The sequence below is a fragment of the Akkermansia sp. NBRC 115031 genome (assembly GCF_030268505.1).
Classification (GTDB): domain Bacteria; phylum Verrucomicrobiota; class Verrucomicrobiia; order Verrucomicrobiales; family Akkermansiaceae; genus Akkermansia; species Akkermansia massiliensis.
In genome coordinates, this window is record NZ_BSQU01000007.1 from 30,812 (window position 1) to 52,840 (window position 22,029).

At 59.5% G+C, this 22,029-nt stretch carries 20 protein-coding genes and 1 riboswitch; of the genes, 8 read left to right on the forward strand and 12 right to left on the reverse strand.

Annotated features, from left to right (window positions below):
- Positions 1 to 34: 34 nt before the first annotated feature.
- From QSJ36_RS09995 to QSJ36_RS10020, 6 genes are all read right to left on the reverse strand, one after another.
- Positions 35 to 487, reverse strand: a complete 453-nt coding sequence (locus QSJ36_RS09995; RefSeq protein ID WP_102730185.1) for a hypothetical protein — start codon at positions 485 to 487, stop codon at positions 35 to 37.
- A 7-nt stretch (positions 488 to 494) separates the two neighbouring features.
- On the reverse strand, positions 495 to 623 hold the full coding sequence (locus QSJ36_RS10000) for a hypothetical protein (protein WP_257995647.1): 129 nt from the start codon (positions 621 to 623) through the stop codon (positions 495 to 497).
- Positions 624 to 841: 218 nt separating this feature from the next.
- Positions 842 to 2,455: a TrkA C-terminal domain-containing protein gene (locus tag QSJ36_RS10005; RefSeq protein WP_285468612.1), complete on the reverse strand. Its 1,614-nt coding sequence runs from the start codon at positions 2,453 to 2,455 to the stop codon at positions 842 to 844.
- 11 nt (positions 2,456 to 2,466) lie between these two features.
- On the reverse strand, positions 2,467 to 3,183 hold the full coding sequence (locus tag QSJ36_RS10010) for an anaerobic ribonucleoside-triphosphate reductase activating protein (RefSeq protein WP_102722205.1): 717 nt from the start codon (positions 3,181 to 3,183) through the stop codon (positions 2,467 to 2,469).
- A gap of 26 nt (positions 3,184 to 3,209) precedes the next feature.
- Positions 3,210 to 3,404, reverse strand: coding sequence for an anaerobic ribonucleoside-triphosphate reductase (gene nrdD / locus QSJ36_RS10015; RefSeq protein ID WP_102722206.1), 195 nt, complete (start codon positions 3,402 to 3,404; stop codon positions 3,210 to 3,212).
- A 49-nt stretch (positions 3,405 to 3,453) separates the two neighbouring features.
- Positions 3,454 to 5,550 carry a ribonucleoside triphosphate reductase gene (locus QSJ36_RS10020; protein ID WP_102730182.1) on the reverse strand — a complete coding sequence of 699 codons (2,097 nt, stop codon included), beginning with the start codon at positions 5,548 to 5,550 and terminating at the stop codon, positions 3,454 to 3,456.
- Positions 5,551 to 5,700: 150 nt separating this feature from the next.
- Positions 5,701 to 5,902, reverse strand: a riboswitch (cobalamin riboswitch).
- A 204-nt stretch (positions 5,903 to 6,106) separates the two neighbouring features.
- On the opposite strand from QSJ36_RS10020, the gene QSJ36_RS10025 reads away from it, so the two are divergent.
- Positions 6,107 to 8,341 (forward strand): glycoside hydrolase family 88 protein, encoded by a 2,235-nt coding sequence (locus QSJ36_RS10025; RefSeq protein ID WP_285468613.1) that lies wholly within the window; start codon positions 6,107 to 6,109, stop codon positions 8,339 to 8,341.
- Between the two features lie 55 nt (positions 8,342 to 8,396).
- Here the strand turns inward: QSJ36_RS10025 and QSJ36_RS10030 are convergent, their stop codons facing one another.
- A complete protein-coding gene (locus tag QSJ36_RS10030; protein WP_285468614.1) occupies positions 8,397 to 10,121 on the reverse strand; it encodes a phosphoethanolamine transferase in 1,725 nt (574 codons plus the stop codon).
- A gap of 381 nt (positions 10,122 to 10,502) precedes the next feature.
- Between QSJ36_RS10030 and QSJ36_RS10035 the strand changes: the two genes are divergently transcribed.
- A complete protein-coding gene (locus QSJ36_RS10035) occupies positions 10,503 to 10,715 on the forward strand; it encodes a hypothetical protein (RefSeq protein ID WP_146017808.1) in 213 nt (70 codons plus the stop codon).
- Between the two features lie 296 nt (positions 10,716 to 11,011).
- On the opposite strand, the gene QSJ36_RS10040 is transcribed toward QSJ36_RS10035, so the two are convergent.
- Positions 11,012 to 11,560, reverse strand: coding sequence for a rubrerythrin family protein (locus QSJ36_RS10040; RefSeq protein ID WP_102722212.1), 549 nt, complete (start codon positions 11,558 to 11,560; stop codon positions 11,012 to 11,014).
- Positions 11,561 to 11,765: 205 nt separating this feature from the next.
- On the opposite strand from QSJ36_RS10040, the gene QSJ36_RS10045 reads away from it, so the two are divergent.
- Positions 11,766 to 12,269 carry a hypothetical protein gene (locus QSJ36_RS10045; RefSeq protein ID WP_102726441.1) on the forward strand — a complete coding sequence of 168 codons (504 nt, stop codon included), beginning with the start codon at positions 11,766 to 11,768 and terminating at the stop codon, positions 12,267 to 12,269.
- 331 nt (positions 12,270 to 12,600) lie between these two features.
- On the opposite strand, the gene QSJ36_RS10050 is transcribed toward QSJ36_RS10045, so the two are convergent.
- Together QSJ36_RS10050 and QSJ36_RS10055 are read right to left on the reverse strand one after the other, a co-directional pair.
- Positions 12,601 to 13,749, reverse strand: coding sequence for a M42 family metallopeptidase (locus QSJ36_RS10050; RefSeq protein ID WP_102736691.1), 1,149 nt, complete (start codon positions 13,747 to 13,749; stop codon positions 12,601 to 12,603).
- Positions 13,750 to 13,839: 90 nt separating this feature from the next.
- Positions 13,840 to 15,462 carry a beta-N-acetylhexosaminidase gene (locus QSJ36_RS10055; RefSeq protein WP_253232175.1) on the reverse strand — a complete coding sequence of 541 codons (1,623 nt, stop codon included), beginning with the start codon at positions 15,460 to 15,462 and terminating at the stop codon, positions 13,840 to 13,842.
- 155 nt (positions 15,463 to 15,617) lie between these two features.
- On the opposite strand from QSJ36_RS10055, the gene QSJ36_RS10060 reads away from it, so the two are divergent.
- Positions 15,618 to 16,817 carry an MFS transporter gene (locus QSJ36_RS10060; RefSeq protein ID WP_285468615.1) on the forward strand — a complete coding sequence of 400 codons (1,200 nt, stop codon included), beginning with the start codon at positions 15,618 to 15,620 and terminating at the stop codon, positions 16,815 to 16,817.
- Between the two features lie 8 nt (positions 16,818 to 16,825).
- Here QSJ36_RS10060 and QSJ36_RS10065 read toward each other — a convergent pair whose 3' ends face one another.
- Both QSJ36_RS10065 and mscL read right to left on the reverse strand, forming a co-directional pair.
- Positions 16,826 to 17,977 carry an alkaline phosphatase gene (locus tag QSJ36_RS10065; protein ID WP_253232173.1) on the reverse strand — a complete coding sequence of 384 codons (1,152 nt, stop codon included), beginning with the start codon at positions 17,975 to 17,977 and terminating at the stop codon, positions 16,826 to 16,828.
- Positions 17,978 to 18,065: 88 nt separating this feature from the next.
- Positions 18,066 to 18,479 (reverse strand): large-conductance mechanosensitive channel protein MscL, encoded by a 414-nt coding sequence (mscL, locus tag QSJ36_RS10070; protein ID WP_022396833.1) that lies wholly within the window; start codon positions 18,477 to 18,479, stop codon positions 18,066 to 18,068.
- Between the two features lie 187 nt (positions 18,480 to 18,666).
- Between mscL and QSJ36_RS10075 the strand changes: the two genes are divergently transcribed.
- From QSJ36_RS10075 to QSJ36_RS10090, 4 genes are all read left to right on the forward strand, one after another.
- Positions 18,667 to 19,923 (forward strand): acetylornithine transaminase, encoded by a 1,257-nt coding sequence (locus QSJ36_RS10075; protein WP_022396832.1) that lies wholly within the window; start codon positions 18,667 to 18,669, stop codon positions 19,921 to 19,923.
- 26 nt (positions 19,924 to 19,949) lie between these two features.
- Positions 19,950 to 20,408 (forward strand): amino acid-binding ACT, encoded by a 459-nt coding sequence (locus tag QSJ36_RS10080; protein WP_022396831.1) that lies wholly within the window; start codon positions 19,950 to 19,952, stop codon positions 20,406 to 20,408.
- Between the two features lie 122 nt (positions 20,409 to 20,530).
- Complete coding sequence (gene efp, locus QSJ36_RS10085) at positions 20,531 to 21,097, forward strand: elongation factor P (RefSeq protein WP_022396830.1); 567 nt, start codon at positions 20,531 to 20,533, stop codon at positions 21,095 to 21,097.
- A gap of 164 nt (positions 21,098 to 21,261) precedes the next feature.
- Positions 21,262 to 21,915 carry a GDSL-type esterase/lipase family protein gene (locus QSJ36_RS10090; RefSeq protein ID WP_022396829.1) on the forward strand — a complete coding sequence of 218 codons (654 nt, stop codon included), beginning with the start codon at positions 21,262 to 21,264 and terminating at the stop codon, positions 21,913 to 21,915.
- The last annotated feature ends 114 nt before the right edge of the window (positions 21,916 to 22,029 follow it).

Below are 22,029 nucleotides of genomic sequence, written 5' to 3' on the forward strand. Positions count from 1 at the left end.
GTTATTGCTTCTTCTGTTTACAGGAAACGGCTTATCATTCAATTTTAATGACACCCTGCTTGATTAGTTTGGCCGCTTCCCGTTCTATCTCTTTTTGATGCTTTTTCATGTAGGCCTGATATGCTTCCTCGATATCGAATCGGATGATCATGACCCATTCATCATCTTCGTTTTTCAGGTCAAACTCCGAATAGTGACGGCTATCAAAATAATCCTGTTCTTGACCTTCTCCAACAATTCGGTAATCCGGATAATGTTTTTTCACATATTCCCGTTGCTTTTCCAGAAGCTTATCCAAATCTTTCTCATCAAAAACAGCAGGATTTGTAATGGTAGGGATATCCTTGTTTTCTTCTTGCTGCTCAGGAGAAACGTCTTGCTGCTGTCTGTCTGGTTGGTGGGGCTTCTCTTCCTGTGCTTCAATCTGGCTGACGGACCCCAGCGTGCAGGAAATGGCTATAGCAAGTATCTTTGATGCAGATTCCATGATTCTGTCAGGTTATTAATGGTTTTTGCAATCTTCTTGCAATTGTTTTTCCATAAGGTTTTTTTCCTTCCTTGATGACATCAGGGATGTCTTTGGACTGATGATGCTCCACTTCGGACTGGGATACATTGGCCATGCGGCAATTCTCTATTCTGATATTGATTTCCCGTGATGGGCAAATTGACAGGTATGAACGGCGCGCACATGGCGGAATGCGTTATCCATTTCGGATTTTCAGTTGAATCGAGTGTTTTCGTGATTGTTTTAAGATGAAATATTAAAATAAAGGCGGCAATAAATTTCTTTATTGCCGCCTTTATTTTTTATTAGGATTCTATGAGTTTGCTGGAGGGCCTAGACACCCACCACGCCGCCGATAGTCTGGATGATGACCTTCGCAATGATGGTCATCAGGATGAGGGCCACGGGGTAGGCGGTGGCGTAGCTGACCACGGGAGCCTGGGAGTCCGTCTTGCTGGCGATGGCGCCCAGGGCCGGGGTGGAGGTCATGCCACCGCAGATGCCGCCCAGGCATTCCAGGATGTTCATCTTGAAGACCTTCATGCCCACGAAGTAACCGGCGAACATGCCGGAGCAGGTGACGATGACGCCCATGATGAACACGGCCGCGCCATGCGTAGCCACGGTGGTGACCAGGTCCGCGCCGCCCTTGATGCCGGCGTCAGCCAGGAAGAAGACCAGGCCCAGGTCCTGCAAAAGAAGGCGGGTGGGGCGCGGGATGTATCCCACGATGGGGCCCAGGCGGCCGAAGTGGCCGAGCAGCAGGGCCACAATCAGCGGGCCGCCGGCAATCCCCAGGGAGATGCCCAGGCCGTTACCCAGACTGAAGTTGACCAGCCCCAGAATGATGCCGAGCGAGAGGCCGAACCCAAGGGAAAGAAGGTCCGTCTGGTTCATGTCCTGGCTGCGGTGGCCTATTTTGTCCCCGTACTTGGTGAGGTTTTCCGGAGAACCCACCACGGTCAGCACGTCATTGCGCTCCAGCGTGGTGTCCCCCGTGGGGACGAAGGTGAAGCCCAGGCGGGAGATGCGGGAGATGATCACGCCGTCCGTTCGCAGGGTTTTCAGATCGCGGAGTTTGCGCCCGGCGTAGTTTTTGTTGGTCAGGATCAGCTTGCGGCGCTCCTTCTGGGAGTCCATGGGGTAGGGGTTGTCGCATACTTCCCCTAGGAAGGCGACGTCATGCGGCATGGTGTCGCTGTTGCCCACGATGAGGACTTCCGTTCCCTCCCGGAACGTGTCTTCCGGCGTCAGCGGCATCAGCCTGTCGTTGCGCACCACGCGGGTGACCATGCAGTGCAGGCCGTCCAGCAGCTTGCAGTCCGCAATGTTCTGGCCGATCAGGTTGGGCTGCGTGACGCGGACCAAGCGTGAGATGATGCTGGCCTCCTGCTTGGAGTGCATGGCCTTGGCCTCCTTGTTCAGGTCAAAGTGCAGCAGGCGCGGGAGAAGCTGGACGAAGAGGACCACGCCCACCACGCCGAACGGGTAGGCAATGCCGTAGCCGATGCTGACGCCGCTGCCGGAGGCTCCCGGCAGGCTTTCCGTGGCTGCCGCCAGGGCCGGGGTGCTGGTGCACGCGCCGGCGAAGATGCCGGAGGAAATCCCCGCGGGAACATTGAACCAGATGCCGAAGAGGCAGGTGAAGAGGGCTGAAATGCCTACAATCACGGCGGACATGACCGCGAGCTTGCTTCCCTGCTTGGCGATGGCGGAGAAGAAGCGGTTGCCCGCGCTGAGGCCCACGCAGTACACAAAGAGCGCCAGGCCCAGCTGGCCCACGCCGTTGGGGATGGCCAGGCGGTAGTGGCCGGCGGCCAGCGCTACGAAGAGAACGCCGGAGAGGCCGAGGTTCAGGCCGTATATTTTAATGCTCCCGAGGGCGATGCCGAAGAAGATGATTCCAAAGAGAACCAGGGTGTTGTGGTTGAGCAGGATGTCGAACATGGTCGGCTGGGTCAGACTTTGCCCGGAGCGAACTCGAAGTTGCGGAAGTGGACGGGGATGGAGGCCGGCTCCAGCCTGGTCCGGTCAAACAACCGGCTCGGCGCGGGGAGAGAGTTGAGTGTTTGTTTGGTCAGGTAGAAATTTTGCACGAAGTAGTTGCCCCCATACCCGCGCTTTGTCAAGTCGCGTATGATGTTGTTGACGTGATCTTCCGTCAATAAATCGGGATGGACGGTGGTTCTGACTTCAAAGGCGGTTTGGGAGGCGATCAGGTAGTCCAGAGTTGCGGAAAAGGAGGGGAAAAGGTCGGGCCTGCCGGTGACGGCGCCGTATTGTTCGGGGGGCGCCTTGTAGTCCAGGGCGATGTAGTCGCAAAGCCCCTCTTCCACCAGCGCTTTCACCACGCCGGGCCTCGTGCCGTTGGTGTCTATTTTAATCGCGAAGCCTAGCTGCCGTATCTCGCGGCAGATGGGGATAAGGTCGGGACACAGCGTGCACTCGCCGCCGGACAGGACTACCCCGTCCAGAAATCCCACCCGATCTCTGAGGAAATCAAGGTAGTCCGTCCGGTCTCCGGCAGGAGAGCCCGTTCCTCTGACCAGGGAGACGTTGTAACAGTACTGACAAAACAAGTTACAGCCTCTCAGCCAGAAGATGCAGGCCACCTTGTTTGGAAAATCCAGCAAGGTGAGCGGCGTGATGTCCGCTATGCCCCGGCCCGTTCCCATTGACTTCGCATATGTTATTGGGAAAATTACCGCGGCTGTTCCGTTTGGGCGGAGCAGGAGCAGGGACGGTCCGGTTCCACAAAGTGGACGCGGTCATGGAACTCGCCCTGTTTGCCGGCGTTAAAGGTTTCCACAGGGCGGTGATAGCCCATGACGCGCGTGTAAACGGTGCAGCGGGTACGGTCCTGTGCGTATTTGCTTAATATTTCCTGTTTGGTCATTGTCGTATTGATGGCTGGGTTTTGAAACGAGGCGGTTGGTTGAAGAGGGTTATTCATGCCTGTGGATGTGGAGCAGCTCTTCATCACAGAAGGGGCAGTACTGGTGCTCCCCGCGCAGGTAGCCGTGCTTGTCGCAGACGGAGAAGAGCGGGGTGACGGTCAGGTACGGCATGCGGAAGCGGGTCAGCACCTTGCGGACGATGTCCCGGCAGGCTTCCGGGGAGCTGATGGCTTCATTCATGTACATGTGGAAGACGGTTCCCCCCGTGTAGCAGCACTGGAGTTCGTCCTGGAGCTGGAGCGCACGGAACAGGTCGCTCGTGTGGTCCACGGGGAGCTGGGAGCTGTTCGTGTAGTAACGCTGCCCCACGGGCCCGGCCTGGAGGATGTCCGGATAGCGCTTCTGGTCCTCCCGGGCAAAGCGGTGGGTGGTGCCTTCCGCAGGGGTGGCTTCCAGGTTGTACAGGTTGCCGGTTTCCTCCTGGTACTCCTGCATGCGCAGGCGGATGAATTCCAGGATTTCCTCCGCAAAGGTCCTGCCTTCCTCGGAGGTGATGTCCATCGAGTCGTTGGAGAAGTTGCGCAGCAGTTCGTTCATGCCGTTGACCCCGATGGTGGAGAAGTGGTTGCGGAAGGTGGGCAGGTAGCGCCTGGTGTAGGGGTACAGGCCGCGGTCGTACATTTCCTGGACGAAGGCCCTTTTCTTTTCCAGGCAGGATTTGGCCAGGTCCAGCAGTTCCCCCAGCCGGGCGAACAGTGCTTCCCGGTTCTGCTTGAACAGGTAGCCCAGCCGGGCCAGGTTGATGGTCACCACGCCGATGGAGCCGGTCATTTCCGCGGAGCCGAAGAGGCCGCCGCCGCGCTTGAGCAGCTCCCGCAGGTCCAGCTGGAGGCGGCAGCACATGGAGCGCACGGCGTCCGGCTTGTAGGCCCGTTCGTCCGGCACGCGTTCCCCGTTTTCATTCACGGTGTACTGGCTGCCGATGAAGTTCTGGAAGTAGGAGGAGCCGATCTTGGCGGCGTTTTCAAACAGGAGCGGCACGTTTTCCCCTTCCCAGTCAAAGTCTTCCGTGATGTTGACGGTGGGGATGGGGAAGGTGAAGGGCTGCCCGGTGCTGTCCCCTTCCGTGAGCACCTCGTAAAAGGCCTTGTTGATCAGGTTCATTTCCTTCTGGAAATGCTTGTAGGTCAGCTCTGTCAGCTTGTTCACGCCGCGTTCCCGCGCCAGGGAGAGCAGGCCCGGGTCCTCCACCCCTTCAAAGAGGTGCTCCCCGCCGCTGAAGGGGGCCTGGTCCCGCAGGTCCCGCGGCACGGTCCAGTCGATCGTGACGTTGGTGAAGGGGGACTGCCCCCAGCGGGAGGGCACGTTCAGGTTGTAGACGAAGCTGCGGATGTCCTTCTTGATGCGCGTGAAATCCGCCTGGTCCTTGAAGGCGTAAGGCGCCAGGAAGGTGTCAAAGGAGCTGAAGGCCTGGGCTCCGGCCCATTCGCTTTGCAGAATGCCCAGAAAGTTGGCCATCTGGCCCAGTGCTTCCCGGAAGTGGCGCGGCGGCCTGCTGTTCACGCGGCTGCGCACGCCGTTGAATCCTTCGTTGAGCAGGTTGCGGAGGCTCCACCCGGCGCAGTACCCGGTCAGGCAGTCCAGGTCATGAATGTGGTAGTCCCCTTCCCGGTGGGCGGCCCCCTCCCGTGCGGAATAAACCTGGTCCAGCCAGTAGTTGGCAATCACCTTTCCCGCCGTGTTATTGATGAGGCCGGCGTTGGAATACGTGGTGTTGGAGTTGGCGGCGATGCGCCAGTCGCTCTGGCCGATGTATTCCTCCACCGTCTGCTTGCAGTCCACGTACGTGTTGCCGGAATAGAGGCCCCCGAGCTGTTCGCGCTGCATTTTGTGCAGGAAGCGGTAGGTGATGAAGGTCTTGGCCGTGTCAAAGTATCCGCAGCGGAACAGGGCGCGTTCTATCATGTCCTGGATTTCTTCCACATGCGCGCAGTCCTGATGGCTCAGCTTGGCTTCCACTTCTTCGTAAATGGAACGGTTGTAGGCGGTGCCGGAGCTGTGGAACGCGTTCTTGACGGCTTCCTCAATTTTGTAGCCCTGGTATTGTTCCTTTTTTCCGGAACGCTTGATGATGCTTGTTGCCATGGTGGGTGTCTCGCTTGGAAGGGATGATGACCGCTCATCCGCGAGCCTGGGCAAAAGCCTGGAAAAATCATAGGCAGGGGCCGCCGCATGCGTGCATTTTTAACAAGGGGCACGATGAGGACCTGTGCGTATGTTCATCCTGTCCGCGGGATGGGATACGGGGGCATCAGGTCGTCTTCTGGCTTCCGGTGCGACATGTGATGGGGACTTCCCGACTGCTGGCAGTCAGTGTCCGGTCCATCGTCTACCGGTTACAGCGGCGCGTCCGCGACGGATTTTCACCGTCTTCCGTTACCTGCGCTGAAACGCAATGAACCACAGAAAGAGAGCCCCCGCAAGGAAAATGTATAAATAATGTATTAAATATTTATAATGATACAATATGTTGTATATATGCTGCAGGGAATGGTTGATAACGCGGCATTCCCTTCCGTCATGGCACCATATGTGCCCTTGCCTCCCCTTTCCGGGGACCGGGGGAAAACGGGACAGGCCGAAAAGGGAAGATTCATTCCTCACGGAGAAATTTCAGCGCGGCTTTTTCCGTACCAGTCAAATGAATTTCTTTTCCTTTTCAAAAAACGGATGGCGTAAATCTTTCCTGCTGCTGGTTCTTCCCGCGCTTTCTGCGGGGAGCCCCGCTTCCGGCGCTCCCGCGGACTGGAATGAAAAGACCATCCGGGATAATCTCCGCCTGGTGGCGAAATGGCAGGCGGAGCATCCCAGAAAACGCTCGCCGCTGCACTGGACCTACGGCGCCTTTTATTCCGGCCTGGTGCAGTATGGCCTGGCCGTCCCGGAAGGGCCGGGATTGCCGCTGCTGAGGAAAACAGGAGGGGAACAGGAATGGAGAACCCTGAAACGGCATTACCATGCGGACGATCACGCCGTGGGCCACGCCTGGATGGAGATGGCGATGGAAGACGGAAATACCGCTGCGGCGGAGAAAATACGCGCCGTGCTGGACGGGGTGATGAACCGGCCCTCCTCCGCTTCCCTCCAGTTCGGGACTCCCGGCTGCCAGGACCGCTGGAGCTGGTCGGACGCCCTGTTCATGTCCCCTCCCGTGTTCGTGAAGCTGGCGGCCTATACCGGAGACCGCCGGTATCTGGAATTCATGGACAGGGAATACAAGCTCACCTGCGACTATCTTTTTGACCGGAAGGAAGGGCTGTTTTTCCGTGATTCCCGTTACTTCACCATTCCGGCGGCTAATGGGAAAAAGATGTTCTGGAGCCGGGGCAACGGCTGGGTGATTGCCGGACTGCCGCTTATTCTTCAGGACATGCCCGCGGACTGGCCTTCCCGCCCCTTTTATGAGGATCTGCTCAAGCGTATGGCGGCATCCCTGAAAAAATGCCAGTCGCCCGACGGTTCCTGGCACGCCAGCCTGCTGGACCCGGAAGAGCCCCCCTTGAAGGAGATGAGCGGCACCCTCTTTATCATGTACGGGATGCTGTGGGGGGTGAACCAGGGGTATCTGGATGCGGATGAATATCTTCCCGTCATCCGCAGGGCGTGGAAGGCCGCCTGTGATTCCGTCAACGCGGAAGGCGCGCTGGGCTGGGTGCAGCCCATTGCCGACAAGCCGGGCCATTATTCCGGGGAGGATACGGAAGCATACGGCGCGGGCGCCTACCTGATGGCCGGCACCGAACTGCGCAAATACGTCATTGGCCGGGACCATCCGCAGAGAAAGACTGTAACCGTCACGAACCCACTGGCCAAGTTCCGTCCTGCTGAAACCGTGTCGGTGCCCTGGACGTCCGGAACTTCCGGGAATGCCGCCGCCCTTCGCGTGTTTGACGTCCGCCACGGGCGCGTCATCCCGCACCAACTGGCGGATACGGATGGAGACGGAAGGACGGATACTCTTTTGTTCCAGAGCAATTTCCGGCCCGGAACGGCCCGTGATTTCTGGATTCTGAACGATTCCTCCCTGAAGGCGGCTCCTTCCGCGGACGTCTGTTTCAGCCGCCTGGTCCCGGAACGCCTGGATGATTTCGCGTGGGAGAACGATCTTACGGCGCACCGGATTTACGGTCCGGCCGTTGCCAGGCCGGCCCCTGAGGGGGAGGGCCTGATTTCCAGCGGAACGGATGTATGGAGCAAGCGCGCGGGTGCTCCCGTCATCAATGAATTCTACAAGCGGGGGGATTACCACCGGGATCATGGCAGGGGACTGGACATGTACAACGTAGGGCCGGGACGGGGCTGCGGCGGCATTGCCGTGTTCAGGGATGGGAAACCGCATGCATCCGGAAACTGGGCCAGCGCGCGGGCATTGTACAACGGTCCGGTCCAGACCGCTTTTGAGGTGGTTTATGCGCCGTGGGACATTGGCGGCGGCGTACGCGTGGCGGAGACGCGGAGGGTGGCTCTGGACGCAGGAAGCCGTTTTTCCAAAGTCCGCAGCACCTTGACCATCCGGGGGGCGGAAACGGTGAAGGCCGGCGTGGGAATGGATACCGGAAAGGGCAGGAATGATTATGAAACGGTCACGAAGGACCGGGAGGACGGCGGCTTGATGACGGCATGGAGCAGGCCCCGGAAGAATGACGGATGCCTGGGAACCGCCGTGATAGTTCCCTGGGGTCCGGAAGGCGGGGCAGTGGACTCGGAAGGCTGTACCTACTGGATCAGGGAGGCGGCGAACGGAAAGCCCTTTGAGTGGTACATGGGGGCGGTTTGGGACAAGGCTTCTCCGTTCAAATCCTCTGCCGCCTGGGAGGCGGAGGCGCGCCGCGTCCGGGAGTGCGTCAGGCATCCACTGCAAGTCCGGGTACGGTGAGTTCGTCCTACCTCCTGCCGTTTCCCGCAGAGGATGACGGCAGCTTCCATCTTTTTTACGGAAGCGGCTGTGGCGGTGCGGGAGCGGCCAGCCATTCCGCCAGCACTTCCGGCTGGAGGGGGGCCGGGGTTTCCCGGGCGTCCGGAGAGGCCAGATTCAGGCCGTTCCGGACGACTTCCGACCGGATGGAGGCCAGGGAAAGGAGGGTGTGGAAAATGTGGTCGTGGGAAACGGCTTTCAGGCGGTTGGCCTTCAGCGCGCGCACCATGTCCGGGTAGCGTGAGGCGAAGGCGTCCGAATACCACACGAACATCGCGGGACGGTAAACAGGCGGCAGAACATGCCCCTGGAACATTTTTCCTTCCTCGCCCAGCGCCACGCCATGGTCGGAGCAGTAAAAATAAATGGCCGGCCTGTCCTTCAACAGTGCAATCATGCGGTGGACGGAGGCGTCCAGGTCCACGATGGAATTGTCATACGCATTGACGGTTTCTTCCAGACGGGCCTTGGGGTCGTCCATGTTGCAGGACGCCGGGGTAAAGCGTTCCGCCTGTACGGGGTAGCTGAACGCCATGTGGCTGCCGTTGTTGTAAATGACGTAAAGCTGTTTTTCCCGGCCGTGCCGTTTCAGGGATTCCTCCATGACCAGGGAGGTGCGTTCCTGCATCATTCCGGGCGTTTCGTGCATGGGCGGCGTCTGCTTCCGTTCCCGGCAGTTCCGGGTCAGGATGCCCAGGGAATAGTCATGGATGGAGTCTCCGCACAGGTCCATGATCCGGACGGTGCGGAAACCGTGCTTGTTGAACAGGTCAATGAAGGAGGAATGGGCGGGACGGCGGCGGGACAGTTCCGCATCCGTAAACATGCCGATGGCGGAAATCCTGGTCACGATGCCGAAGGAGGTGGCGTGGGGGAAGGAAACGACGTTGGGTTCCCGGGAAAGCAGGGGCATCGTGTTCCGGTGGTAGCCGTTGAGGGAAAGGTGGTCCGCGCGCACGCTCTCGCCCATGTGGAAGACCACGGCCAGGTCGTCCGGAGCGTCGCATCCGGAGAGGGGTTCCGCGCAGGACGGCAGGTTCCGGAGTTCATTGAAACGGCTTGCGTCCTGGGTGACGTATTCGTCCGCCAGCTTGTACGCCATCACGAAGTCCACGAGGGGCCAGCCCTTGGCCTTGTCAGAGGTGTAGTAAAGGTAAAGGGGTTCCGAGCTGTAGGAGGTGGCCGGAATGCCCAGCAGCAGAAAGATTCCGTACAGGCTCCAGATGCACGCCAGCGCGCCCCACGTGGCCTTCTGGCGCAGGGAACGGCGGCTCCAGTAAATGGCCAGGTAAATGAAGGCCGCCAGCAGCAGGGCCCCGGTGGCGGAGGCGGCGGTGCAGAAGGCGCAGGCTTCCCGGAAGTTGGTCTCCGCCATGCTGGAAAGGACGGAGAGGTTCAGCGTCAGCCCGTACCGCATCTGCATCATGTACAGGCCCGCGTTGAACAGGATGATGGCCGGAAGGACGACGTAGGCGGTAAAGCGGTATTTCAGGCAGAGAAGGATGGTGCCGCAGAGCAGGGAGGCGGAACAGGCGATGCCCATGCAGCTCATCAGCACGCTCTGGCCGTCATTGAGCACATAAGGATTGACCACCAGAGCCGCCGCGAGTCCGGCTGCCCACAGGCAGCGCATGCGGCGCGGAAAGAACGCGGCGCGAAGAGCCTGGAAGACGGCGGAAAGAGCGCCTGGCCGGCCCGCGTACCGTTCTGCGGAACGGGTGGATGCATGGGGAGGGGTCATCGCAAAGAAAGGATAAAGTATTCTTCCTGCTTGAAGGGGTGAGCCATTGTAAGGGTTTCACGGTGATGCTCAAGCAGAATGTGGCGGAACGCCTTTTCATGGAAGGGCCCGGGCAGGAAAAGGGAACCGCCGTTGAAACGGCTGTGCTGATAGCATATGCCGTTTTTTGCGCTTGGGGCTTGGTGTGGATGGCGGCGCAGGCAACTGGCGGTGGGGGCATCCCGTCCGGAATGCGGCGTGGACGGAAAGAGGGGACTTTCCGGTTGTAGTTGACAGGCCCTGTTTTGGGAGGGTATAGGGAAGCTTATGGAAAATCAGCCCGTTGTGCTGCAATGTCCCCAAGCTGTGAAAGGAGCCGCCTGTATTTGTGTCGTGGGGGCCGTGTCATTGCCCTGGGTCGCAGCGGCTTCCGGCCTGGGGCTTGTTCCCGGAACCGTGCTGGGCGCAGCCGGGATTTTGCTGGGGGTGGCTTCCGTTGCCTGCGCCGTTGTCGCCTTGTGCAGAAAATCCGTCGCATTCGGCATCATCATGATTTTAATCGGGATGCTCGCCTGCGCCGTAGCCGGAACGGAATGCATGTATTTAATGTTTTAAATGAACAAGTCCATCAATCCGGGCATTCAAAAAAGGTCCGGGGCCGGATGCACGTGGGAGGAGAGGACCAGGGCCACCCGGACAGTCGGAAGTGGAGAAAAGTCTTGAAGTCCGGAAAAGGGCCGGAACACGGTTCTGGAACGGCGCTTGCGGAATGACCGGAAGGGAAAAGCCGGCGATGCTTCTTCTCTGGCCGCTTCCCCAGATGGCAGCGGTTTCCGGCCTGTAAAAACCCGCCCGGAATGTTCCGGGCGGGTTTTGTGTGCCATGGATGGCCTCCGGTGCTCAGACGGAGTTTACCCGATGACGAGGAATTTTTCAGCCTTGGTGCCGCAGAGGGGGCAGGCGTCCACGCCTTCCAGAGATTTGAAGGTGTCCCCGCACACCAGGCATACCCAGTATTGCCTGGGCAGGGCGCTGGTGTCTCCGTTTTCCAGGGCCTTGAGGGCGGCGGCATAAAAATCGGCGTGTTCCTTTTCCGCTTCCGTGGCCCACGTGAAGGAGCGGACGGCGGCCTTCTGGCCTTCCTCTTCCGCCACGGCGATGAATTCCGGATACATGCTTTCGAATTCGTGGGTTTCCCCGGCGATGGCGGCTTTCAGGTTTTCCGCGGTGGTTCCTACATGAATCTGGATATCGATGGGGTCCATCGTTGCGCCCAGCTTTTCCAGAACCTTGTTGTGGTTGGCGGCGTGGACGGATTCCGCCTTGGAGGCGGCTTCAAACAATTTCTGAATGAGGGGCTGCCCTTCCTGGGCGGCTTTGGCGGCATAGGCTGCGTAAGTGGCGGAGGCGGTGCTTTCGCCCGTAATGGCGGCTTTCAGGTTTTCTATGGTTTTAGTCATCGGGAATGAATTTATAATAATTCTAAAAAGATGCAACTGAAAAAATCCTCCAAGGGAAGAAAAAACGCAAATTCCCCTTTCTGCGGCATCACGGGGAGCCGTTACACAATGATTCATTGACGCATGCATGGCGAGCCTGTACAACGGAAACGTTATGAAGAGCATTGTAACAATTAGTTCGGCATGTGCCCTGGCATTTGCAGGTATGGCTTCCGCCCAGGATGCCCCGGCTCCGGCACCCGCCCCGGCCGCTGAAACCCCTGCCGCGCCCACCGCGCCGGCCGCTGAAGTTTCCAAGGAAGCGAAGGAAGCCGCTGACCAGATGCTGGCTTTGATGAAGGAAATGTCCGCCACGCTCAGCACGGTGAAGGACAAGGCCACCGCAGACGCGGCTGCTGAAAAGATGGCGAAGATCAATGAAAAGGGCGAAGCCCTTTCCAAGAGCGCCCAGAAGGTCCAGGCTGAAATGGATGCCGCCATGCAGGCGCGCCAGGCCGAACTCCTGCCCATTTTCATGGGCATGATGACCGACATGCAGCGCTTGCAGCAGGCCGACTTCTTCGGAAGCCAGGCCCTGAAGGACGCCATGAAGCAGACCGGAGCTTCCGGTCCCGAAGAAGGCGTTGAAGTGGAGGAAGAAGTGGAAGTGGAAGCCGTTCCGGCCCCCGCTCCCGCTCCGAAGGAAGCTCCCGCTCCCGCCGCCAAGTAACTTTCTTTTTCAGGATTGATCCTCCTCCGGCATCTCTGGGTGCCGGAGGATTTTTTATGGGGAGGCCGTCCTGAAAAGCCTCCGTGGCGTGCCTCAGGCCTCTGCGGCAGCTGAAACGCATGCGCCCGACAGGATGCCCTGCTTCAGGGAACAGAGTTCACTGCCGCTCAATTTCAGGTTTGACTGGCGCAAGGGGCTGCGGCGCTTCTTGACTGGACGGAGCAACGCCATGGGCGTATTGCGCGGAACGCTTGAAGACGTCCGGAAACAGGCAGGCCGCCTCCGTTTCCGGGGCGGCCTGCGGGTGAGTGATCGGTTGGCGCCGGGGCTTTTATTTGGCCTTTTTCTTCCTGGCGGCGGCTTTGGCCGGCTTGGCTGCCGTTTTGGATGCCTTGGCGGGTTTTTCTGCCGGGCATTCGTTGACGGAGTTCCAGGACCAGTCCCATTTGTCCACGTTCATGGCGCAGGCGGTCAGGAGCGCTACGGAAGCGTCCAGGTCATCCTTGTGCGCCATTTCAATGACCTGGTGAACGTTGCGGGTGGGAACGGAGATGGCCCCGGCAATGGATCCGCCCGGAACAAACTTCTGCATGGCTCCGGCGTCCGTGCCGCCTGCCGGCAGCATTTCCACCTGCCATTTGATCTTGTTGGCGTCCGCCATGGCCTTCATGAACTTCACCATGCGGCGGTCCGCAATGACGGAGCCGTCATACAGCTTGATGGCGGCACCTGCGCCCAGGTGGGAGACCTGGTCGTGCGCCGGGGTGCCGGGAATGTCGCAGGCGATGGTGACGTCCAGGGCGATGGAGAAGTCCGGCTGGATGTCCAGCGTGCCGGCCTGCGCGCCCCTCAGCCCCACTTCCTCCTGAACGGTGAAGGCGGCCACGAAGTTGCAGGAGGGCTTCTTTTTGGAAGCCTTGATGGCGCGGAGGGCTTCAATCAGCACGTAGCATCCGGCGCGGTTGTCCAGGGACTTCACGTTCACGCAGTCTCCCATTTCCACCAGGTCGCGTTCACGGGTGACGGAGTCGCCCACGGAGACGTATTTTTCCACTTCCTCCTTGCTCATGCCCAGGTCGATGAAGAAATCGGTCACTTCCGGCAGCTTGGCGCGTTCCGCCGGGGACATCACGTGGATGGGCTTCACGCCCATGACGCCGATGAGGTCTTTTTTGCCGTGGACGATGACGCGCTGGGCCGTCAGCGTCTTGGCGTCAAAGCCGCCCAGGGGGAGGAATTTGATGAACCCTTTGTCGTCAATGTGACGGACCATGAAGCCGATTTCGTCCATGTGGGCGGCGGCCATCATGGTTTTTTCCGTATCCTTGCCTTCCACGATGGCAATCACGCTGCCCAGGTTGTCCACCCGCACGGCGTCCACCAGAGGGGCCACTTCCTGAATGATGAAATCACGGATTTTGTCTTCAAACCCCGGAGCGCCCGGAGTCACGCAAACCTGACGAAGCAGTTCCAAATTCATAATGCCGCCAATGTAATGGTTTTCGTGAAGGTTGGCTAGCCCATAATGCGGCCTCCGGAAGGAGGCTGCGCGGGGGCCTTCCCTCCGTATTTACCGGCGTTCCCGGGTAATGACGGCGTCCGGCTGCGCGGGGGCCCCGTTGTCCGGCCTCTTGTAGTTGACGCCATGGGCGTCCAGGAAGGGAAGCTGGCGGTCGAGGCGCTTGCGGAAGTCTTTCTCGTTTTTCAGCTCCTTGGGGGTCCAGGCTACTTCCGCCAGCGCCAGGGCGCGGGGGAAGGCATGGTATTCCCATTTCGGCAGGTTGGGAATGTACTCCGTCCAGATGTTCGCCTGGCAGCCCAGCACCTGTTTTTCCCGTTCCCGGGGCGTTCCCTGCGGGACGGGCTCCAGCCCATAGACGCGCTGCCAGGTCAGGTTGTCGTCGTTGATGGTTTCATACTCCGGGGCGGAGGGTTTGCCGGGGCCCTGGTCATAGTCGAAGTACAGGTGGCTGTTGGGCGTCATCACCACGTCGTTGCCCTGTTCCAGGGCATGCCGCGCGCTGTTCGGCATCCAGCTCCGCCAGACCATCATGGTGGCGGTGGGGGAGAGGCCCCCTTCCTGGATTTCATCCCAGCCGATGAGCCTCTTGCCGTGGCTGTTGATCATTTTTTCCACGCGCCGGATAAAGTAGCTCTGGAGTTCGTTCTCGTTGGCGAGGCCGTTGTCCTTCATGACCTGCTGCGCCGCGGCGGACTGCTTCCACTGGTCCTTGGGAGCCTCATCCCCGCCGATGTGGATATAGGGGCTGTCCGGGAACAGGGCGCACACTTCATCAATAACGTCTTCCAGAAAACGGAAGGTTTTTTCCGTGGGAGCGAAGGTGTAGGGAAGCACGCCCCAGGTTTCCTGCACCTTGGGCGCGAAGCCCGGAATGTCCGTGTTGCCCAGTTCCGGATACGCGGCGATGGCGGCGGAGGCGTGGCCCGGCAGTTCCACCTCCGGAATGACGGTGATGCCGCGGTCTTTGGCGTACTGGACCACTTCCCGGATTTCATCCGCAGTGTAATGGCCGGAGTACGGGGTGCCGTCCGCCTTGTTGCGGCTGCCGATGACGGGGGACTGCGCCCGGGTACCTCCCACAGCCGTCAGCCTGGGGTACTTGGCGATGGGGAGCCTCCACCCCTGGTCGTCCGTCAGGTGCCAGTGCAGGGTATTGAATTTGTACCTCTCCATCAGGTCCAGGATCTTTTTGATGTCCCGCACGGGCATCATGTGGCGGCAACTGTCCATCATCAGGCCGCGCCATGAAAAGCGGGGCTGGTCCTTCACGTCCAGCCGGGGCAGGGCCGGAGCTCCGTTCACGTCGGAAGCGACGCTTTGCACAAGGGATTGAAGGGCGTACAAAGCGCCGTTCACGGAACCGGAGGCAATGGAAATGGAATCCGGCGTTACGGCAAGGCGGTAGCCTTCCCTGCCCAGGGACGCGTCTTCCGTAAAGATGAGGTCCGCTCCGGTTTCAACCAGCGCCGTTTTGATCCCGTTGTCGCGGAAAATCCGTTCCGCCTGTTTGGAAAGGGGATTTCCTTCCGGGAGCCGGACGCCGTCTTTCAGGGAAAATCCGGCTTCTCCGGTTTTAACGCGCATGGCGGCGGGCTGGGGAATGATGTGGGGCGTCCCGGGAACCGGAGCGGACGGGGCGCCCCAGCAGAGGGAGGATAAGCTGAAAGCCATGGCAGGGAAAAGGTGTCTGGAAACCATAGCGTAACTACGTGGTATTTCCCGAAAAAATTCTGTTCCGGCGATTGTTTTTTTCAAATGCCGGGAAAGGCCGGCGGATAAAAATAGCGGTTGCTCCGCCTGTGCACCTGTGAGAGTATCCCCGCCCTATGAGTGAAGCCGCTTCCCCCCGCATCAGGAAGACGATGGTTTTTGTGCTGCTGGCTCTTTTTCTGGGCCAGTTCGGAAGCGGCGTGTATGATCTCATTTTCAGCAACTTCCTGCGTGACGCCCAGCATCTGGACGTGGAGATGCGCGGGTTCATTGAACTCCCCAGGGAACTGCCCGGCATCCTGTCCCTTTTTGTGGTCAGCCTGCTTTTCATGTTCAATGAGGTGCGCATGGCCGGGGTGGCGTGCCTGCTGATGTTCGGCGGCATGTACGCGCTGGCCTTCTGCGGCGCCGGAACCAGCCTGTGGGCGCTGTCTGCGTGGATTCTGACGGTGAGCCTGGGGCAGCACATTCTGATGGGCATGATTGATACCATCGTCATCCATACGGCGAGGCCGGAGAACCGCAGCCTGCGGCTCGGCCAGATGAAGGCGCTGGGGACGGCGGCCGCGCTGCTGGGCGCGCTGTGCGTATGGATCAAGTGGAAATTCAACCAGTCTTTTGCCGTGGACTTTTTCGTTACGGGCGGCGTGTGCCTGCTGGCGTTCCTGTTCCTGAGCCGGGTGAAAACGCCCGTCTTTCCGCAGCGGCGCGGCTGGCGGCAGTGCTTCGTCTTCAAGCGCAGGTATGCCGTTTATTACGGGCTGGAAATCCTGCACGGCATCCGCAAGCAGCTTTATCTGACCTTCGGCTTCTGGCTGATGGTCAGCACGCTGGGCCAGCCGCCCGGATACATCGGAAAAACCCTGCTGATTGCCGGCGTCATCGGGCTGGTCACGCAGCCCCTCATCGGCTGGAGCATCAAGCGGTATGGGGAACGGAAGGTAACGATTTTCGACAGCATTGCGCTGTCCCTCCTGTGCCTGGCGTATGCCTTCGCCCCGGAGCTGCTCCCCCTGCACTGGGCCGTGGGCGTGGTGACCGCCTGCTTCGTGCTGGACAACCTGCTGTTCGCCCTGGGCATGGCCCGCAGCACTTATGTGGCCCGCATCTGCGAGAAGCCGGAGGACATCACGCCGAGCATTTACACCGGGCTGGCCATCAACCATGTGGCTTCCATCGCTTACGGCGTGCTGGGCGGCGTGATCTGGATGAATACGGGCGGTCCGCAGGCGGTGTTCCTGATAGGCGGCCTGGCTACCGCCGGGGCCGGGCTGGTGGCGCGGCACATGGATGAGCAGGGGCGGAACGGAGCCTGACAGAAGTTCTAACGCCCGGGTGCGGGTTTGACCGTCCCTTTTTTGAAGGCCTTCATGATCTTGTGGAAGATGTCCGTATTTTCGTAAATGCCGGTGAACGCGCCGCTTCCCGCGCCGAAGGCGTACACCGGAACGGCCATGCCGTCGTGATTGCCGGAGCCGAACTGGGCGTTTATTTCCCCTTTCTCCCGGTTGCCGCCTGTGAGTGCGAACGCGCCCGTGTTATGGTCCGCCGTGATGACGACCAGGGTGCCGGGGTGTTTTGAAGCCCAGTCCAGCACGGCTCCCGCGGTCCGGTCGAAGTCGAGAAGCTCCTCCATCATTTCTTCCAGGTTGTTGCGGTGGGCGGCCTTGTCGATGTTGGAGCCTTCCACCATCAGGAAAAATCCCTCGGGATTACGGGATAGGGTATCCAGCGCCTTCAGCGTGGCCCGGCGCAGAACGTCTCCCCGCCTGGAGGGCGGGGGAAGATTCCCCGGAGCGGTGACGGCCAGCGTTTTTCCGGGCGGCAGTGCGGCGGCTTCCTCCCAGCTGCGGGCGATCCGGTAGCCCTGCGCCTGCATCTCCTTGAAAATGTCCCTCCCGTCCGGCCTTTGCGTGAAATACTTGCCGCCGCCGCCGAAAATGAAGTCGGCGCGGGAACGGGGGTAATCCCCGATGATGCCGTAGGAATCCGACCTTTTTTCATTATTGGCGCAGAAGGCGGCCGGGGTGGCGTCGTTCAGCTCGCAGGTGGCGATCACGCCGGTGGATTTGCCCATGTCCGCCGCCTTGTCCACCAGGGAGTCCAGCTTGTTGCCCCTGGGGCACACGGCCAGCCTCTTGTAGAGCGTCTTGGTACCCGTCGCCATGGCGGTGCCTGCGGCGGCGGAATCCGTCACCAGCTTGTCCGCGCACCATGTTTTGGAGATGCCCGTTACCGGGCAGTTTTCAATGAACAGGCGCCCGCGGTTGGCCGCCCAGGCCGCGGAAAGGTGATGGATGCCCATGCCGTCCCCAATCATCAGGATGACGTTGGTGGCAGGGAGGTTCCGGTCAGGCTCCGGAATTTCCGCCACCTGGTAGGGGCGTTCCAGAACGAAGCGCTGGGTCTCCGCCGCCGGAAGCAGGGACGGCGCAAGCAGCAGGGCACAGGCAAGGGAGCGCAGGAGGAAATTCATGCTGCCACTTTCCCGCCCGCGGCGGAACAAGTAAAGAGGAAAAATGTGCCGGTTCAGCGGGAAACCGGCACAAATGCTGTTGGCGGCCTTATTTGACGTCCGCCTGTTTTTGCAGGATGTCCCGGATCTGTTCCAGCAGAACGACGTCATCCGGCTTGGGCGCGGGGGCTGCGGGCGTTTCTTCGCTCTTGCGCCTCAGTGAGCCGATGAGCTTGATGGCCACGAAGATGGAGAAGGCGATGATGATGAAGTCGATGGTCGCCTGAAGCAATTCCCCGTATTTCAATTCCACGTCCCCCAGTTTCAGGGTCAGGTACGCCAGGTTCACGCCGGAGGTGAGGTAGCCGATGATGGGGGTGATGATGCTGGAGACGAAGACGGAAACGATTTTGTTGAACGCGCCGCCGATGACGACCGCCACCGCCAGGTCAATGACGTTTCCTTTAAGGGCGAATGCCTTGAATTCCTCCAGAAAACCTTTGGGATTGAAAAAATGTGCCATGATGGATTGCTGCTGGTTGTAGATTTATTCTGGCGGCAAAAGGATAAAAGAAAAGAAAAATGAAATGCCGCCGAACAGAGATATGACTACTCGCCGGGATAAAATGTGAGAATCATGACGTGGCTCCCAAAAAAATCATTTACAGACGGGGCCAGAAGCGCAAACTACACGCGTATTACCTTAGCTTATGAACACAGAAGAAAAACTCAACCGGTACGTACTCCATTCCTATGGCCGTTATCCCATGGCTGCCGTCCGCGGGGAAGGCTCCCGACTGTGGGACAGCACGGGGAAGTGCTATCTGGACTTCTGTGCCGGCATTGCCACCTGCGTGCTGGGGCATTGCCATCCCGTGGTAACGCAGGCCCTGCAAAAGCAGGCGGCCACGCTGGTGCACTGCTCCAACCTGTACCAGATTCCCCAGCAGGCGGATCTGGCGGAATTCATCGTGACCAAATGCGTGGAGCGTCCGGGGAAGGTCTTTTTCTCCAACAGCGGCGCGGAATCCAATGACGGCTTGATCAAGGTGGCGCGCCGCTACGGCCACCGGAAGCCCCAGGCGGACGGCAAACCCCGTTATGAAGTGCTTACGTTCAACAAATCCTTCCACGGAAGAACGCTGGGCAGCATGTCCGCCACGGGGCAGGATAAAATCAAGATAGGCTTTGACCCCATGCTGCCGGGATTCCGCCATCTGCCTTTCAATGACCTGGAAACGGCCCGCGAAGCCATCAGGCCGGAAACAGTAGCCTTCATGCTGGAAACCATCCAGGGGGAAGGCGGCGTCAACTGCGTGACTCCGGAATTCCTGCGCGGCCTGGCACAATTGTGCAAGGAGCACGATCTTCTCCTGCTGATGGATGAAGTGCAGTGCGGCTTTGGCCGTTGCGGCGACATCATGGGATGGCGCGCCGTGGCTCCGGACGTGGAGCCGGACGGCGTTTCCTGGGCCAAGGCTCTTGGCGGCGGTTTTCCCATCGGCGGCTTCTGGATTTCCGACCGCGCCATTGACGACCAGGGCACGGAGCTTGCCTCCATCATGGACCCCGGCTCCCATGGCTCCACGTATGGCGGCAATCCGCTCGGCACCACGGTCGGCTTGGCCGTGCTGCGGGAAATCGTCTCCCAGGGGCTCCCGGAACGGGCGCGGCGCCTGGGCGCGGAAATCCGCGCGGAAATAGAATCCTGGAACCTGCCCGTGATCCAGGGCGTGCGCGGCCTGGGCCTGTTGCTGGGCATCGGCCTCAATCCGGAGATGGTGGACGCGCCGGAAGGCAAGACGGTTGCCGCCGTGGTGGTGGAGGCTCTGCGGCAGGAGGGCCTGCTTTCCGTTCCCGCCGGGCCGGAAACCGTTCGCCTGCTGCCTCCGCTGAACGTGAGTGAAGAGGAAGTCCAGCAGGCGCTTGCCATCATCAGGCGCGTGCTTAAGACATACGTTAAATAGAACTCAACCCCGTTTGCTTTATTGTCATGAAGGAAGAAGCCATCAAAGCCCCCGGCAGTACGATAAGGCAATATTCCATCATGCTCCAGAACCGGGTGGGGGCGCTGTCCGCCCTCCTCGGCCTGCTGGACATGCACGGCATCTTCTGCCTGGGGTTCAGCATGCACGACTGCCATGAGGCGACCATTGCGCGCCTGATTGTCAGCGATCCGGAACGAACGTCGGAAATCTTTCTGGAAAAGGGCATCTGCTATACGGAGTCCGAGGTTCTGGTGGCGGTTCTCCGCCATGGCCCCGCGGACCTCAAGAAGTGCCTGGATGTGCTGTATGCCGCGGAAATGAACGTCAACTTCCTGTACCCCCTGATGCCCTGCATGGCGCGGGGCTCCCTGGTCGCCCTCCATGTGGATGACCTCAACTTCGGGCGCACCGTGCTGAATTCCAGCGGCATCAAGGTCCTGTTCCAGCAGGATCTCAGCCGGTAGGAACGATGGTTTTTCCGGCCTTTCCGGTCACCCGGCCAAAGGCGTTTTCTCCAAGCGCATCAAGGGTTTGGCGCGTTTTTTCGGCTTGACGGGAGGGGAAAACATGATATGGTACGGGCCGCATGGCAAAAGTACCCGTAATCAATCTTCGCAAGGGACACGCGGTTAATCATAACAATGACGTTTGCGTCGTGGTCAGCATGGAGCACAAGTGCCCCCCCCGCATGGCCTCCTACGTGCAAATGAGCATCCGCAGCATTTCCACCAAGAAGGTATATAACCTTCGCCTGACTTCCAATGAATCCCTGGAAGGCGTGAACCTCGCCCGTGAGGAATATGAGTTCAGCTACATTGACGGCATGGGCTACCACTTCATGAACCCCGATACGTACGAAGACATTACCGTGTCTCCGGACATCGTGGAACCCGTCAAGGATTACCTGATGGAAGGCAACATCTACATTCTGCTTTTCACGGATGAGACGGTTGTTTCCGTGGAACTCCCCGCCGCCATCACCATGGAAGTGGCGGAAGCTCCGGAAGGCGTCAAGGGCGACAGCGCGAACAACGTTTACAAGTCCGCCACGATGACCACCGGCCTGGTGGTGCAGGTGCCCCTTTTCATCAAGCCCGGCGAAAAGATTTCCGTAAAGACGGAAGACGGCTCCTACCTGGGCCGCGTGAATTAAACGTTCCCTTTTCCTGTTATTTGAAGAGTCCCGTCCGGGTTTTATCCGGCCGGGGCTTTTTCATGAGGGGACGGCGCGGAAAAAGACCAGAAGACGGGCCGGAGTACGGGCTTTACATTTGAAGCCGCGTCCAGTAAGCCATTCTCATTGTAATATTTTACTCCATGAAAAAGTTTATTGTCTTGTTGTGGATAGGGTTGCTGGCCGCTTTTCTGCCGGCGGATTGTGCCGCCGCAGTGAAGCTGGCCTGTCTGGGGGACAGCATCACCGCCGGGATGGGGGTTAAAAAGGAAGACTGCTGGGTATCCCGGATTGCGAAGACCCTGGACAGGAAGGCGGAAGTAGGAAACTTCGGCGTATCGGCGCGCTGCCTGCTGTTCAAGGGGGACCGCCCCATCACGCGGGAGAAGGCTTATCAGGACGCGCTGGCGTTCAAGCCTGACATGCTGTTGATAGGCCTGGGCACCAATGACAGCAAAAAAGTGAATTGGAGCCACAAGGATGATTTTGTAAACAATTACAAGGAGATCATTACGGAATTCCGCAAGCAGAATCCCAAATTGAAGGTATACTGCCTGCTGCCCATCCCCTCCCAGGAGGCCAGGGAAGGGGGGATCAGCAGGGAATGCATTGAAAAGGAAATCATTCCGCTCATCCGGCAGGTGGCCAAGAGCACCAAATCCAGGGTGATCGACCTCAACAAGGTGATGAAGGACAAGGGCGCCCTGCTGGTGGACGGCGTGCACCCCAATGCGGAAGGGCACGCCCTCATGGCGGAACACATTCTCCTGGTGCTCAAGGGGAAGGCTGCCGAGTAACAGGCCGCCCCCGTTCCCGAAGGCAGGGACTTTTATATGAATTGGAAGGGGTTAAAGAAACTGGATGGACCTTACGGATACGGCGAAGCCGGAATTCTCTTTTTGCTCTATCCG

Excerpts from the sequence above, each read along its gene's own strand:
- QSJ36_RS09995 (WP_102730185.1), bottom strand. The coding sequence starts at position 487 with ATGGAATCTGCATCAAAGATACTTGCTATAGCCATTTCCTGCACGCTG.
- QSJ36_RS10000 (WP_257995647.1), bottom strand. The coding sequence starts at position 623 with ATGGCCAATGTATCCCAGTCCGAAGTGGAGCATCATCAGTCCAAAGAC.
- QSJ36_RS10005 (WP_285468612.1), bottom strand. The coding sequence starts at position 2,455 with ATGTTCGACATCCTGCTCAACCACAACACCCTGGTTCTCTTTGGAATC.
- QSJ36_RS10010 (WP_102722205.1), bottom strand. The coding sequence starts at position 3,183 with ATGGGAACGGGCCGGGGCATAGCGGACATCACGCCGCTCACCTTGCTG.
- nrdD (WP_102722206.1), bottom strand. The coding sequence starts at position 3,404 with ATGACCAAACAGGAAATATTAAGCAAATACGCACAGGACCGTACCCGC.
- QSJ36_RS10020 (WP_102730182.1), bottom strand. The coding sequence starts at position 5,550 with ATGGCAACAAGCATCATCAAGCGTTCCGGAAAAAAGGAACAATACCAG.
- QSJ36_RS10025 (WP_285468613.1), top strand. The coding sequence starts at position 6,107 with ATGAATTTCTTTTCCTTTTCAAAAAACGGATGGCGTAAATCTTTCCTG.
- QSJ36_RS10030 (WP_285468614.1), bottom strand. The coding sequence starts at position 10,121 with ATGACCCCTCCCCATGCATCCACCCGTTCCGCAGAACGGTACGCGGGC.
- QSJ36_RS10040 (WP_102722212.1), bottom strand. The coding sequence starts at position 11,560 with ATGACTAAAACCATAGAAAACCTGAAAGCCGCCATTACGGGCGAAAGC.
- QSJ36_RS10045 (WP_102726441.1), top strand. The coding sequence starts at position 11,766 with ATGGCTTCCGCCCAGGATGCCCCGGCTCCGGCACCCGCCCCGGCCGCT.
- QSJ36_RS10050 (WP_102736691.1), bottom strand. The coding sequence starts at position 13,749 with ATGAATTTGGAACTGCTTCGTCAGGTTTGCGTGACTCCGGGCGCTCCG.
- QSJ36_RS10055 (WP_253232175.1), bottom strand. The coding sequence starts at position 15,462 with ATGGCTTTCAGCTTATCCTCCCTCTGCTGGGGCGCCCCGTCCGCTCCG.
- QSJ36_RS10060 (WP_285468615.1), top strand. The coding sequence starts at position 15,618 with ATGAGTGAAGCCGCTTCCCCCCGCATCAGGAAGACGATGGTTTTTGTG.
- QSJ36_RS10065 (WP_253232173.1), bottom strand. The coding sequence starts at position 17,977 with ATGAATTTCCTCCTGCGCTCCCTTGCCTGTGCCCTGCTGCTTGCGCCG.
- mscL (WP_022396833.1), bottom strand. The coding sequence starts at position 18,479 with ATGGCACATTTTTTCAATCCCAAAGGTTTTCTGGAGGAATTCAAGGCA.
- QSJ36_RS10075 (WP_022396832.1), top strand. The coding sequence starts at position 18,667 with ATGAACACAGAAGAAAAACTCAACCGGTACGTACTCCATTCCTATGGC.
- QSJ36_RS10080 (WP_022396831.1), top strand. The coding sequence starts at position 19,950 with ATGAAGGAAGAAGCCATCAAAGCCCCCGGCAGTACGATAAGGCAATAT.
- efp (WP_022396830.1), top strand. The coding sequence starts at position 20,531 with ATGGCAAAAGTACCCGTAATCAATCTTCGCAAGGGACACGCGGTTAAT.
- QSJ36_RS10090 (WP_022396829.1), top strand. The coding sequence starts at position 21,262 with ATGAAAAAGTTTATTGTCTTGTTGTGGATAGGGTTGCTGGCCGCTTTT.